Raw genomic sequence first — 14033 nt, forward strand, 5'->3', positions numbered from 1 at the left:
CCTTAACAAGATAGTCCATAAATTGGATCTACTTTGTATGTTCCTAAATCATTACCTTTTTTATCCATTACATGAACTGCACAAGCAATACACGGGTCAAAAGAGTGAATTACTCTAATAATTTCTAAAGGTTGAGATAAGTCTTGAACTTTTAGTCCAACTAAATTTGCTTCATATGGTCCAATTTGTCCTAATGAATCAATTGGTCCTGCATTCCAAGTTGAAGGAACAACTGCTTGGTAGTTTTCAACAACTCCATTTTTAATTCTAATCCAGTGAGAAAGCATACCCCTTGGAACATCTCCAATAAACCTTCCTCTATACTCTTTATCTTTGTCAATTTTATATGAAGTATAAGTATCTTGGTCTACTTTTAAGTTTTCAATTAAAGTATTAAATGCTTCTAATCCATGTTTAGCAATTGCTCGTGATTGAATCATTCTAGCTGCTGTTCTTCCTAAAGTTGTAAATAAAGCTGCTTTTGGAAGACCTGTTTTAGCTAAGAAGTCATCTACAAGTGGAACAATCTTTTCATTTCCTTTGGCATAAGAGATTAAAATACAAGCTAAAGGACCAACTTCCATTGGTTTACCATCATATCTTGGTGATTTAATCCAAGAGTATTTACCATTTTCATCAATTACTTTTGAATGAATCATTTTACCATCTGGTCCAACTGTATCCATATCTTTAAACCCTGTATAATTAGGGTTTGTTTTTCCATCATATGGATGTAAGGCTTCATTATCAGCATACCAAGAGTGAGTTGCTTCTTCTGTAATTAAATCTTCATTGATATCAAATACTTTTGATAAATCACCATTTTCAATAATACCTGTATCAAATAAGAACTCTGTTCTATTTAATTGCATCTCTTGATGAGCCATAAAGTTCATTACACCAGCTTGTTCAGTTACTGATGCTTCATCTTTATACATTTGACCTGCCATGATAACATCAGCTTGGTATGCATTTTCAATAAACTCTGCACCAACTTTAAATAAAGTTAAGTACTCACCCATTCTACTTGGGTCCATTAAATCCATTACACAAGTTACACCACCAACAGTTAAACTTTGCGGGTGTGGTTGTTTACCACCAAACATAGCCATAAGTTTTGCTAAGTCCCTTTGTACTTCTAAAGCTTTTAAATAGTGTGATAGTAAAATTAAGTTTTGCTCAGGAGTTAATCTATACGTTTTATGTCCCCAATAAGCATTTGCAAAAGGTCCTAATTGTCCTTTATCTACAAACTCTTTTACTCTTTTTTTAACTTTTTTTAAGTCATTTTCACCTGTTGCAATTGGTAGTTCTGCATATTTAAATGCCTCTTTACTAGCTTTTGCAGGGTCTGCATCAAGTGCTGAAACAACATCAACCCAATCAAGTCCATGTAAATGATAGAAGTGAACAACATGGTCATGCATAAATAGAGCCATATTCATTAAAGACCTAGTTAATTTTGCATTTAAAGGAGGAACGATACCAAGTGCATCTTCAACTGCTTCAATCCCTGCTCTATAGTGAGAAAAAGTACAAACACCACAGATTCTTTGCATTAAAAAACCTGCATCTCTTGGGTCTCTATTTTTAACAATAGTTTCTAAACCTCTCCAAAGTGTTGATGTAGAGTAAGCATTTTGAATAACATTGTTTTCATCAACTTCAACCTCAATTCTTAAGTGTCCTTCAATCCTTGTAATTGGGTCTACTACTACTCTTTTATTTGCCATATTTTACTCCTCACCATCTTTTGGATTTTTAAATTTAGAAATAGCTGCATGTGCTGCAATACCGATACCTGTAACTGTTAATAATCCAACACCAATCTTATCTGCTGTTGCATCTGCACCAAGACCTTTAAATACTGTGTTATATAATCTATTTGCAACTGGTTCTTCAAATGGTCCCATAGTATCCCAAAAATCAGGTTCAGAACATCCAATACAACCATGACCTGCTTGAATAGGCCAAGACATATGTGAATTAAACTTATTTTTTGAACAGTTATTAAAAGTATAAGGTCCTTTACAACCTACTTTATATAAACAGTAACCTTTTTTAGCACCTTCATCTCCAAACTCTTCTACAAACTCACCTGCATCAAAGTGACCTCTTCTTTCACATAAGTCATGTACTCTTTTTGCATAAGCCCATTTTGGTCTATTGTATGCATCAAGTGCAGGAAGTGTTCCATAAAGAATATAGTGTAATAACGTTCCAACAATATTTTTCTCACTTGGTGGACAACCTGGAACATTTATAACTGGTTTATCAGTAACTTTAGAAAGAGCAACTGCTCCTGTAGGGTTTGGAATAGCAGCTTGAACACCACCATAAGAAGAACATGTACCAATAGCAAAAATTGCTGCAGCATTTTTAGATGCTTTTTGAGCAGAATATTCACCAGTGTGTCCATGACCACCAATAGTTAAATAGTGAGCACTATTTCCTGAAGGAATTCCACCTTCTACCATTAAAATATATTGCCCTTTATAAGCCTCAATTGCATGTTCTAAATTATGCTCAGCTTGCCAACCTGCTGCTGCCATTAATGTCTCGTGATACTCTAATGAAATATAATCAAAAATCAATGAGTCAATTGTAGGGGCATCTGTTCTTAAAAGTGATTCACTACATCCTGTACACTCAGCCATGTGTAACCAGATAATAGGAAGTCTATCACTTAATTTAGCAGCTTTTGCAACTAATGGTGTAAAAGAACCAGGAAGTGCAAGCATTGCAGTAATAGCTGTAGCCCACTTCATAAAATCTCTTCTTGAAACACCATTCTCATCTAAGTGACTCTCAATAGATTTATTATCCTTAAGTCTAGGAAGTTTCTCTAAATCACTTAATCTTTTAGTTAGTTTTTCGTATAGTCTTTGCTCTTGCAAAATCCATCCTTCGCTTAATGAATGAATATTCATTTTATTGATTTAATGAAATTCTATACTATAAAAGGTTAAAGTTTCTTGACCGAAATCAAAAATATTGAATGATTATTCATTTTTATTAAAAATTGGCTCATTTTGTAACTTAGAGCCAATTTATTGTAAATTTTTTAGTAATCTAGAGGATACTCTTTTGGAATAAGAGCAGTGATAGTATTTAGTTTTTTCTTTAGTTTAGAAAGTAGAATTGAGTTTGCAAACATATCACCACAAAGGATAATATCTTTTGCATTAAAATCACTTTGGATTTCAGTTACATTATCTGCTATAAAATCACATAAAGATTCATAAAAAGAGTATGCAAGTAAAGTATCTTCTACTCCTGCTACTTTGTAACTCATTGTACTTTGAATAATTCTTCTATAATCTAAGTAGTTTTTGCCATCAATTTGCATAACTTTCATATCTATTTGAAGTCCACTTTTTCCACCAAACATTAAAGCTGTATCTTCAAACTGCTTATAATCTTTCATTCCTAAACAGTAAGCTAACATATTTAAAATAGCTTCAAAACCATCGGCATCTTTATCTACAAACTCTTTTTCAAAATATTTTGGGAAACTTTTTTTATAATTATCTATTAGCCTACTTGTATTCTCATCAATACTTCTAATATCATCAAAACATTTTTCAATATCATTAACAACATTTGGAACTAATACAATATCTTTTTCACCATGTTCTGCACTATTTATTTTAATAGCTGATTCATCACTTGTATATGAAAAATATGCTCCAATTGTAGGTACTAATCTTTTATTAAACTGTGCAAGGCTAGCTTTAAAAACAGACCCATACTCATCAAAGTAGTCTTCACTTGAATTAACTCTTCTTTTTAAATCATAATCATATTTAGGGAAAAGTCCCTTTTCACCATGGATTATAATATTTTGATCTTCACTATATGTAACTTTTAAACCATCTTGGTAAACATCATCATTTACATAAAGTAAATAATCAATTCCTTTTTCTTTTAAAGCTTGTGAAAATAGTAAAGTCTCTTTATCATCTGCAATTTTTGCATAGATAAATCTTGTATTTGAAAATTCACCCTTTGCATTTTGTAGAAGTTTAAATTTCAGCTTTATAAGTGGTCTTTCAATGGAACATAATAGTTGTAAATCTTTTTGTGAAATATCAACAAGCTTTGAGATATTATTTATATTTGTGATTAGAAGTTTTACTTCATAACCTTTTGATTCAAACTCTTCCCTTAATTTTGTAGATGGTAAAAACAGGTCTTTTAGTCCATTGTGAGTTTCAAACCTTGATACTCCACCAGACTTTATCTTTTCAATATCATTTGTAAAGTCAATATTATTTTCATTTATAGTTTTAGTAATCTCATCATTTGTAAGTAATGAAAGATTTAACTTTACATCTTGTTCTTCTAACTCAGTAAAGGCATCAAAATCAAAGTTTTCTACAACTTGTGCATTTGAAATAAATATTGATAAAGGTAGGTTTTCTTCAAGTACTTTAAAAAACTCTTCTATTTTTTCAGGTTCATCCTCACAAACTAAAAGAATAAAACCTCTGTACATTTTACATGTAGCTTTTACTTTTGAATCTTCTATTAAATCATCAATAATATGCTTAAAATAAAAGTTTGTTGTATTAAAATCTATTTTATAAACTAGTTCCATGTTGTATCTTCCTCGTTAGGAATTCTTGTTAAATGTTCACCATTATAACTTCCAATTAACTCTTGTGCAATTGTCTTCAAATCTTTATTATCAACTTTCTCTACTTTTACACCAATATTCTCAATCTCTTGGATAGCTTGAGAAATAAATCCATCAAACTTCTCTTCTAAAGTAGAAGTTAATCCTATTTCAACAGCTTCAATATCTTCAGGAATAATACCTAAAATAGTAACTGTAGCATGCTTATCTAAAACAGAACAAATCTCAAGCATCTCTACAATCTCTACTTCATGAGCTGTTTTTCTATACTGCCCCATTCCAAGTAAAACCTCAGAAGGAAGTCTATAAATAGAACCTGGCTCATCTTCTACTGAAACAGTATCTAAAATAATAACATTGTCATACTCTTGAAAATATGTCATTAATTTAAATCCTAAAGTACCACCATCAATTATCTCTAAACTATCATCAAACTTATAATTTTGCTGTAAAAACTTTGAAGCATAAATCCCTACTCCCTCATCTTTAAACAGTACATTTCCAACCCCAACTACTATATTTCTCATAAAAAATCCTATTAAATTTAAAAACTCATAAAAATCAAAACTATTGATTTTAATAAATCTTCATAAAAAAAGGCTATGGCATTTTAGCCATAGCCCCTTGAAGTAAAAATAAAACTATCTTAGTCTTTTTTTTCTACTTCACCTTTTTCATTAACAATATTTTTGTTAACAAATTTAGTTCCACCAAATACAATATTGATGTCCCCTTCTCTCCAGAAGATTGTTCTCCATACTTGATAATAAATATGACACATAACCCACATTAGTATTAAATACATAGCCGTGTGGTGAGCAATTCTAACTCCCATATTTCCACCAAATACACCTAAAGTCCAATCTGTCGCAAAATGCAACATCCAAGGCCACCAAGCACCAATAGAACTATGTCCTGATGCTAAACCATGAACATACAGTTGAAGTCCTGTTAAAAGCATAAACACTAATAGAATATGAAAAAGAGTAAAGAACATAATGTTATATGAATCACTATGTGTTGAATCAAACTTTTTTCTTCTATTAAATGTAACTAAGTTAAAGAACACTTCACAAAACTCAATAAAGTTTTTCTTTGTAGGTAAAATCTTTTTATATGGTTTTTCAAACCTTGAGAAAAGATATAAATACCCAATTAAGATTGCTGTAACATCAAAGATAATTGCAGCAATAAAGTGCCCCCATCTATTCCATGCCATCACATATTTATCAACTGCTGGGTCAGCAATTAATGTTTGATAGTATGGGTATCCGATATATAGCCCGGTTGCAACCGCAACAATCATACAAATAGCATTCATCCAGTGAATGATTCGCATGATTGGGGTCATTCTTTCAACCCGCTTCATTTTAGGCACGGCATCCTCCTACAGGATCTACTTTATAAACTGCCAATTCTTTTCCATTTGTATCTACAATATGAACTGCACAAGCGATACAAGGGTCAAAACTATGTACTGTTCTAATAATTTCTAAAGGCTCATCAGGATTAACAACTTTAGTTCCTACTAAAGAAGCTTCATAAGCTCCTAATCTTCCTTTATAATCTTTTGGTGCTGCATTCCAAGTTGATGGTACAACTGCTTGGTAGTTTACAACTTTTCCATCTTTGATTTTAACCCAGTGACCTAAACCACCTCTTGGAGCTTCTGCCATACCAAAACCTTGAGCATCTTTTGCAACTTTGTCAAAATCAAACTCAGTCCAAGTAGATAAATCACCACTTGCAACATTTGCAGCTAACTCATCACACCAGTTAATAACTTCTTCACACATTAACTCAGTTTCAATAGCACGTGCTGCTGTTCTTCCTACAGTTGAAAAAAGAACTTTTGTTGGTAGGTTTCCATTTTTTAGGAACTTAGTTACATACTTAGTAATTCTTTCATCACCTTTTGCAACACCTACAACCATTCTTGCTAATGGTCCTACTTCCATTCTCTCATCATCATATAATGGTGATTTAATCCAAGAGTATTTATTGTCAGTATCTAAATAAGCAATACCATCTTTTTTCTCTCTAAATCCAGTATATTTAGGGTCTGTAACACCATCATATGGGTGTTTATTTGTTGTACCTTCATACCAAGCATGAGTTACATCTTCTGTAATTTTTGTTTGATCTAATTCATATACTTTTGATAAGTCTTTGTTCATAACTACACCTGAAGGGAATAGTTTTGAAGCTTTATAGAATGGTAAATCATCTAAATTGAAGTCACCATATGACATAAAATTACCAAGACCAGCACCAACACCAGCAAGTGCTTCATCAGCATACATTGTTCCAGCCATATAAACATCTGGTAAATATGCTTGCTTAGTAAATTTAAGAGCTTTTTGAATGATATCTTTAAACTCTGCAACTCTTACAGGGTTTTTAATATCTTGAACACAAGTTACACCACCAACTACAATTGATTGTGGGTGTGGGTTTTTACCACCAAAAATAGCTTGAGCTTTTGCTACTTCTCTTTGTAACTCTAAGGCATCTAAATAGTGAGAAAGACCAATTAGGTTTTGCTCAGGAGTTAATTTATATGCTTTACTTCCCCAATATGCATTTCCAAAAATTCCAAGTCTACCTTGTTTTACATACTTAGTAACTCTTTCTTGAACTGCTGCATAGTTATCTTCACTTGCATTCCATGGTCTTTGACCTGAAAGTTTAGCCCACTTTTGTGCTTCTTCTACAGTTTTCTTTGGGTCTGCTTCTAAAGCTTTTGTAATATCTACCCAATCAAGAGCATGTAAGTGATAGAAGTGAACAATATGATCGTGAATATATAATCCACCTTGCATAAGATTTCTTACAAGTCTAGCATTTTTTGGAATAGTTACATCAAATGCATGTTCAACAGCTTCAATACTTCTTTGATAGTGAGTTCCTGTACATACACCACAAATTCTCATAGCTAAAAGACCACAGTCTCTAGGGTCTCTACCTTTTAAAATTTCTTCAATACCTCTGAACATTGTTGAAGAACTATAAGCTTCTTGAATAACATTGTTATCATCAATTACAGCTTCAATTCTAAGATGTCCTTCGATTCTTGTTATTGGATCTATTACTACGTGTTTACTCATTTATTATTCCTCATCTTCACTATGAACTGTTCTTTTTCCTGCAACTGCACTTGCAACTGCATGTACACCAATACCAATTGATGTTGCTGTTAATAATCCTAAACCAAACTCATCAACAGTTTTTTCTACTCCACCAGTTGGAGCTTTGATATTTGCATCAGCCATTGGTCTTTCATACGCATATTTATCCCAGAAGTCTGGCTCTGAACAACCAATACAACCACGTCCAACACCAATTGGCCAGTTTGCACCTTCGTTATATCTGATAATTGAACAGTTATTAAATGTCATAGGACCTTTACAACCAACCTTGTAAAGACACCAGTTATTCTCAGCACCAATATCACCCCACTCTTCTACGAATTCACCAGCATCAAAGTGTGCTCTTCTTTCACAGTTATCGTGGATTCTATATCCAAATGCAAATTTAGGTCTTAATAAAGAGTCTAACTCAGGAACTTGACCTGTTAATACATAATGTAAAACTACACCAACCATATTTGCAGGATTTGCAGGACAGGCAGGAATATTAATAATTGGCTTACCTTTTACAATATCCATAACACCAACAGCACCTGTAGGGTTTGGAGCAGCAGCAGGAATACCACCAAATGTTGCACATGTACCAACAGCTACAACAGCAGCAGCATCTTTTGATAACCTTTTTAAATTCTCTTCAAAAGTTTCACCAGCAGGTCCAATTGTTCCATATTGACCATTCATTGCTGTAGGAATAGAACCTTCAACAAATAGTAAATATTTTCCTTTGAACGTGTGAATTGCATCTTCTAACTGATGTTCAGCTTGATGACCAGATGCAGCTTGTAAAGTATGGTGGAATTCTAATGAAAGTACATCAAAAAGTAAATCATCTACTGTAGGAGTAGCTGACCTTAAAATAGCTTCAGAGTTACCAGCACAGTCTTGAAGCTCAATCCATACAACAGGAACTCTATTCATAAGTTCTGTTGCTTCGGCAACTAAAGGAGTAAACATAGGAGGTAACATAAGTGTTGCAGTTGTAGCACTTGCCCACTTCATGAAATCTCTTCTGTTTACACCTTCACTCTCTACAACCTCCATCATATCGACATCTTTAAGTGCAGGTTGTTTTCTTAATGCTTCTAATCTACTTTTTGCCTTTTCAAAAAGTGAATTATAATAAGCATCACCTTTATTCGTATCAATTCTAGCGGAATTTTGGGTAAAAACTTTTTTTACCATCTCTTGAGAATCAATCATCCCCTTCTCCTTTTTGCTTTTAAATGAATGTTCATTTATTATCATTCTAAAATTAACTATTTCTTACTTAATGTCAAATTATTAAAAATAGTTATTTTTATTACATTAGTAGCATGAGCATAGCATCGATAAAATGAATGTTCATTTATAAGGGCAATTGAGAAAACAAGGTTCTAAAAATACATAAGAATTATAACGATTAAAGTTTTTTTTATTTTTTTCTAAGGTGTTTCAAAGTGAAACAAAAATTTAGTGTGTTGTACAAACTGAACAAACATCAAAACTTCGTAGAATTAATTTTGCTTTTTCTAATGAATTACTTCCTACTATTGCTTTTTGAGAAGTAGATAACTTCCCATCTACACCAGGTCCTAAGTTCCATACAGTAGGTGTTATTACATCATATTTTGAGATTTTACCATTTTCTATTTCTACATCGTGATATAAAGAACCTCTACATGCTTCTACAGAGCTTTGTCCAACTCCATACTTAAAATCGCTAAGGGAAACTTTTGGCTTAATATATGACTCTTCGTTTATATCTATTTGTTTTATTAATTGTTTTGTTTTATGAAGTAAAAAACCTAACTCATCCATACGAGCTAAAACTCTTGTAAACATTGAGTCTTTATAGTGTTTATGAACATCACTTACAAAGCTTCTATTTTGAACAACTGCTCTTGCTAATGGTCCTGTTTCATAGAAGTTATTTGCATAAAGAGCAGTCTTTGACCAAGTATATGCTTCTTTTGAAACCTTTGATTTGTCAATATCAAAACTATTTATACTTAGTTCTTCAATATTTTCATAATCGATATTTTTGATTAGTTTTCTATTGACTTTTCCTTTTTCAAAAGATAAAGAATCACCTAGAACTAATTGTCTATTATATGATTTACCAATCTTTTCAAACTCATTTTCAAAGGAGATTGTTATAAAGTCTTTTAAGTCACCCTTCACTTTATATAAATCTTCACTCTTCTTAAAATCAAGATAATTATCAAGTTCAATACCAACTAAACTATCTTCATAAAATCTAATAGCTTGGTCCATATAGTTTTGCATTGATACTAAATCTAATAAAGTTGGGTCAGAGATTACTCCACCTGGAATCATATAAGAAGTATGTGGCCACTGTCCTCCTATAATCGCTAAAGACTTAATAGTTTCACTAGCAACACTTGAAGACTCTAGCCATTTCTTACCTTTTAAGGGTGAATATTCATCTAAACTATTTTGTGAGAACTTAACAATATCAGGCATAATAAACATATAAAACCATTTTATATGAGAATCAATAATTTCTATATTTAAGCCTATTTCTCTAAGAAGTTTTGCTTTATTTGTTAAAGTCAACTCTTCATTATGATTTTTATAGATATTTTCTAAGGCTTCAACTGTAGCTTTTAAGTGGGCTTGTCCACAAATTCCACAAATTCTAGGGGTATAAACTAAAGCATCTAAAATAGGCTTATCTTTTAAAATGAATTCAAAACCTCTAAAATTTAAAAACTGTATTTTTACATCAGATATTTTTTTCTTATCCCATTGGCAAACTAATTTAGCTTCACCCTCTATTCTTTCTACTATATCTACAGTTTTCATTTAATTATCTTTTCATTTAATCTATCTATCTTGAAAGTTTTTGCAACACCAGCTAAAGAAAGGTATGCTCTTTTACTAACTCCTAGTGGAACTTCATCGGGGATTCCAATATTCTTTTTTGTTTCAAGCATATTATTTCTTGGAAAATCAAACTCAGTACAACCAATACATGGCATACCAGCTCTTGTTTTTGTATTTACATCATTCCATAATATTTTATTACAGTTTGAGTGAGTCATAGGACCTCGACACCCTTGTCCATAAAAAAGACACCCTTCTTTTAATCCAAAAGATTTTGCTTCTACTTTCCACTCAAAATACTCATTTCTAGTACATCCATGGTGGGCTAAATAAGAGTAAATCTCTTTAGGTCTTCCTTTTTCATCTAAAGGCATTTGTTTATACTCTTTTAAAGAAAATAGTGTTTGAAGTATCCATTCAGGATGAACAGGACAACCTGTAAGATTTACAATAGGATGAACTAAAGATGAAATATCTTTTTTATCTAAAGCTTCTTCTAAACCAAAGATATCACTATTTTGCTCAAACTTTTTATGAACTCCTCCATAAGAAGCACAAGAGCCAACAGCAATTAAATATTTTGATTTTAAAACAAGCTTTTTAAGAACTTTACTTGTAGTTTGGTCTGATATTTGAAAGAACTCTTTATTTGAAGTGATTGCACCTTCAACAAGTAAAAAGTCTATATCTTCTTCTTTTTTTAGTAAGTCATCAAGTAAAATATCAGTAGTTAAAGAAGGATGGTAAACTAAGTCAAAACTACCTAAAAATAGTTTTAATCTATTTGCATTTGCACTAAGAAGTGAGTGAGTATTTCCATTACAAGTTATCGCTTGAAGCCAAACAATTTTGGGTTTTTTAATTTTACTATTCATTGCTAGAAAACTACTTCCTAAAAACAAAGATAGTTTTTATATAAACTATCTTCTTTTAATTAATTTTATTAATCTTCATACTTTAAAGCTCTGTAGATATTTTCAGCAACATCATCAGAGTAAGTTGAAATATCTTTCTCTAAAACCTTTTCTCCTGCAAGAAAAGCAAAGCCACCTAAAGCTCCCATAATCATAGCAAAAGCTGGAAAAAAATCTTGCTGTCTAAACTCATTTTTAGCAGCTCCCTCATCAAGTAAAATCATAACCTCTGTTACAAATTCACTTACGCATAAAAAACCTTCACAATCTTTGTTAAAAACCTCTCTATTTGATAAGTAAACTCTTAAAAAATATTCAATTACCTCTGGTGACTTTTGAACATTTTCTAAATATTTTCTTGTAAATAGAAATACTTTATCTTTAGATGAAGTTTCCATTTGATTAATTTCTCTTAAATCATTTGCTAGGATATTAGTTGAGTATTTAATAGCAAACTTTGCTAACTCTTCTTTTGATTTAAAATAGTTATACATATTTCCAACACTCATACTCATAGCTTTTGCTATATCAGGAATTGTTGTATTATAAAAACCTTTTTTAGAGAACAGTAGTAAAGATTTTTCAATAATTGAATTTTTCTTTTCTTCTTTTAAAGACACATTGTTCCTTAGTTTAAATTTTTGTTATTTTGATTATATTATTAAATTGGTTAATAGTAAATGAATGTTCATAAAACTATTTTATTGGCATTAATTATAAATAGCTTTATAACAGAGTATTTATGTTAATATTTAATAGTTCTTATTTTTAAAGGCAAACTTTGAATAATATAGATATTATATTTTTTTTATTAACATTTTTTTTAATGTCTGTAACTTTATTACCATTACTTAAGCATAGACATTGGACTATAAGACTTTGGGAATTTCCTAGATTAAACTTTATTATTTTTGCTTTTTTACTATTAAGTTTAGAAATCATTTTTTTAGATTTATCAAAAATATTTTCTATATTTTTAATTGGCATTACTTTTTTTATTTTATTATATCAGTCCATACAAATTATTCCTTACACTATTTTTTATCCTAAAGAAGTGGAAGATATAAAAGAAAGAAATAATCCAATAGATATAATGACAGCAAATGTATTAATGCACAATAAAAATGTAGAAGGATTTATAGAACTTGTAAATAAATATAATCCCGATATTATTATCACATTAGAAACAAATACTTGGTGGGAAAAAAAGCTAAGCATACTGGAACAAAAATACAAATATAATGTAAAATGCCCCTTAGAAAATCTTTATGGCATGCATCTTTATTCAAAGTTTAAAATAGAGTGTTCAGAAATAAAATATTTAGTTGAAGATAAAGTACCTTCAATACATACTAAAATACAATTACCTTCAAAGCAAAAAATCAAAGCACATTTTTTACACCCTAAACCTCCAAGTCCAACTGAAAATGAAAAATCAACAAATAGAGACATTGAACTAATTATGTTAGCAAAAAGTCTAAAAGAAAAAGAGTTGCCAACTATTGTTACAGGGGATTTAAATGATGTAGCTTGGTCAAAATCTACTAAAACCTTCAAAGAAATTAGCAAACTCTTAGATCCAAGAGTAGGAAGAGGTATCTATAGTACGTACAATGCAAAATACTGGTTTTTTAGATGGCCTTTAGATCATCTTTTTCATAGTAGTCATTTTAAAGTAAATAAAATACAAAGATTACCCTATTATGGTTCTGATCATTTTGCTATATTAACAAGTTTAGATCTATGTGAAACTCAAGAAAAAAAATAAACCAATAAATATAGGAGATAAAATGAATATAGATAAGAAATATATAAAATATATCCCAATTATTACAAGTTTTATTTTTATGATACTAATGATAATTTTATATTTTATAAATGATAGTTTTAAGAATAATATAAATGAATTATGGGAAGTTTTTAATACAGGAAATAAAGAAGAAATTTCAAATCATATAAAATCTTATGGTATTTGGGGTGCTGTTATTTTAATACTAATCATGGTCTTTCAACTATTCCTAGTTGTCTTTCCATCTTGGCTTCCTATGATAATAGCTGCCTTAGTTTATGGTTTTATACCTTCTGTTCTAATAAGCTTAACAGGGGTATTTTTAGCTTCAACTCTAGCTTATGTTATAGGAAACTCACTTAGTGAAAATACTCTAAAAAAATATATTAGTGAAAAAAGTTTTGATAAATTAGACTTTTGGGTAAATAACTATGGTTTTTTTAGTGTAGTTATTTTTAGAATATCACCATTTTTATCAAACGATGGAGTAAGTTTAATAGCAGGTGTTTTAGATATGAAGTACTTAAAATTTATTTCTGCAACCATTCTTGGAATAGCCCCCTTAGCTATAACTATTTCATTTTTTTCTAGTAATATTGATGAATTAGAAGAAGGCTTATACTATATAAGTGCTTTAGGAATATTAATTTATGCAGTGTTTATATATTTTGATTATAAAAAAAGAAGAACTAAATAAAAGAAGATATAAATATCTT

Annotated in this window: 12 protein-coding genes; 2 read left to right on the forward strand and 10 right to left on the reverse strand. The window is 30.7% G+C overall.

Annotated elements, in window-relative coordinates; translation table 11 throughout:
• Positions 1-2: 2 nt before the first annotated feature.
• From CRV02_RS06695 to CRV02_RS06740, 10 genes are all read right to left on the reverse strand, one after another.
• Positions 3-1733, reverse strand: a complete 1731-nt coding sequence (locus CRV02_RS06695) for a nickel-dependent hydrogenase large subunit (protein ID WP_129089679.1) — start codon at positions 1731-1733, stop codon at positions 3-5.
• A gap of 3 nt (positions 1734-1736) precedes the next feature.
• Positions 1737-2897, reverse strand: coding sequence for a hydrogenase small subunit (locus CRV02_RS06700; RefSeq protein WP_129083138.1), 1161 nt, complete (start codon positions 2895-2897; stop codon positions 1737-1739).
• 167 nt (positions 2898-3064) lie between these two features.
• Positions 3065-4600 (reverse strand): hypothetical protein, encoded by a 1536-nt coding sequence (locus tag CRV02_RS06705; protein ID WP_129089680.1) that lies wholly within the window; start codon positions 4598-4600, stop codon positions 3065-3067.
• Positions 4591-5166 carry a HyaD/HybD family hydrogenase maturation endopeptidase gene (locus CRV02_RS06710; protein ID WP_129089681.1) on the reverse strand — a complete coding sequence of 192 codons (576 nt, stop codon included), beginning with the start codon at positions 5164-5166 and terminating at the stop codon, positions 4591-4593. The genes CRV02_RS06705 and CRV02_RS06710 overlap by 10 nt, the downstream gene beginning before the upstream one ends.
• Before the next feature lie 119 nt (positions 5167-5285).
• A complete protein-coding gene (locus CRV02_RS06715) occupies positions 5286-6008 on the reverse strand; it encodes a cytochrome b/b6 domain-containing protein (protein WP_129089682.1) in 723 nt (240 codons plus the stop codon).
• 1 nt (position 6009) lies between these two features.
• Entirely contained in the window at positions 6010-7746 is a 1737-nt protein-coding gene (locus CRV02_RS06720; RefSeq protein ID WP_129083134.1) for a nickel-dependent hydrogenase large subunit, read from the reverse strand.
• 3 nt (positions 7747-7749) lie between these two features.
• Complete coding sequence (locus tag CRV02_RS06725; protein ID WP_129083133.1) at positions 7750-8988, reverse strand: hydrogenase small subunit; 1239 nt, start codon at positions 8986-8988, stop codon at positions 7750-7752.
• A gap of 249 nt (positions 8989-9237) precedes the next feature.
• The gene (locus CRV02_RS06730; protein WP_129089683.1) at positions 9238-10593 is read right to left on the reverse strand and encodes a nickel-dependent hydrogenase large subunit; all 1356 of its coding nucleotides are present in this window, start codon (positions 10591-10593) and stop codon (positions 9238-9240) included.
• Positions 10590-11489, reverse strand: a complete 900-nt coding sequence (locus CRV02_RS06735; protein WP_129089684.1) for a Ni/Fe hydrogenase — start codon at positions 11487-11489, stop codon at positions 10590-10592. The genes CRV02_RS06730 and CRV02_RS06735 overlap by 4 nt, the downstream gene beginning before the upstream one ends.
• A gap of 68 nt (positions 11490-11557) precedes the next feature.
• The gene (locus tag CRV02_RS06740; RefSeq protein ID WP_129083130.1) at positions 11558-12148 is read right to left on the reverse strand and encodes a TetR/AcrR family transcriptional regulator; all 591 of its coding nucleotides are present in this window, start codon (positions 12146-12148) and stop codon (positions 11558-11560) included.
• 161 nt (positions 12149-12309) lie between these two features.
• Between CRV02_RS06740 and CRV02_RS06745 the strand changes: the two genes are divergently transcribed.
• Both CRV02_RS06745 and CRV02_RS06750 read left to right on the forward strand, forming a co-directional pair.
• Complete coding sequence (locus CRV02_RS06745; RefSeq protein WP_129089685.1) at positions 12310-13296, forward strand: endonuclease/exonuclease/phosphatase family protein; 987 nt, start codon at positions 12310-12312, stop codon at positions 13294-13296.
• Between the two features lie 22 nt (positions 13297-13318).
• Positions 13319-14014 (forward strand): TVP38/TMEM64 family protein, encoded by a 696-nt coding sequence (locus CRV02_RS06750; RefSeq protein WP_129089686.1) that lies wholly within the window; start codon positions 13319-13321, stop codon positions 14012-14014.
• The last annotated feature ends 19 nt before the right edge of the window (positions 14015-14033 follow it).

Origin of the sequence: Arcobacter sp. CECT 8989, from assembly GCF_004116715.1 — a bacterium.
Taxonomy (GTDB): Bacteria; Campylobacterota; Campylobacteria; order Campylobacterales; family Arcobacteraceae; genus Halarcobacter.

What these genes read in the sequence shown, in the direction of transcription:
- CRV02_RS06715 (WP_129089682.1), bottom strand. Translation starts at nt 6,008, where the DNA reads ATGAAGCGGGTTGAAAGAATGACCCCAATCATGCGAATCATTCACTGG.
- CRV02_RS06695 (WP_129089679.1), bottom strand. Translation starts at nt 1,733, where the DNA reads ATGGCAAATAAAAGAGTAGTAGTAGACCCAATTACAAGGATTGAAGGA.
- CRV02_RS06735 (WP_129089684.1), bottom strand. Translation starts at nt 11,489, where the DNA reads ATGAATAGTAAAATTAAAAAACCCAAAATTGTTTGGCTTCAAGCGATA.
- CRV02_RS06750 (WP_129089686.1), top strand. Translation starts at nt 13,319, where the DNA reads ATGAATATAGATAAGAAATATATAAAATATATCCCAATTATTACAAGT.
- CRV02_RS06720 (WP_129083134.1), bottom strand. Translation starts at nt 7,746, where the DNA reads ATGAGTAAACACGTAGTAATAGATCCAATAACAAGAATCGAAGGACAT.
- CRV02_RS06725 (WP_129083133.1), bottom strand. Translation starts at nt 8,988, where the DNA reads ATGATTGATTCTCAAGAGATGGTAAAAAAAGTTTTTACCCAAAATTCC.
- CRV02_RS06705 (WP_129089680.1), bottom strand. Translation starts at nt 4,600, where the DNA reads ATGGAACTAGTTTATAAAATAGATTTTAATACAACAAACTTTTATTTT.
- CRV02_RS06730 (WP_129089683.1), bottom strand. Translation starts at nt 10,593, where the DNA reads ATGAAAACTGTAGATATAGTAGAAAGAATAGAGGGTGAAGCTAAATTA.
- CRV02_RS06710 (WP_129089681.1), bottom strand. Translation starts at nt 5,166, where the DNA reads ATGAGAAATATAGTAGTTGGGGTTGGAAATGTACTGTTTAAAGATGAG.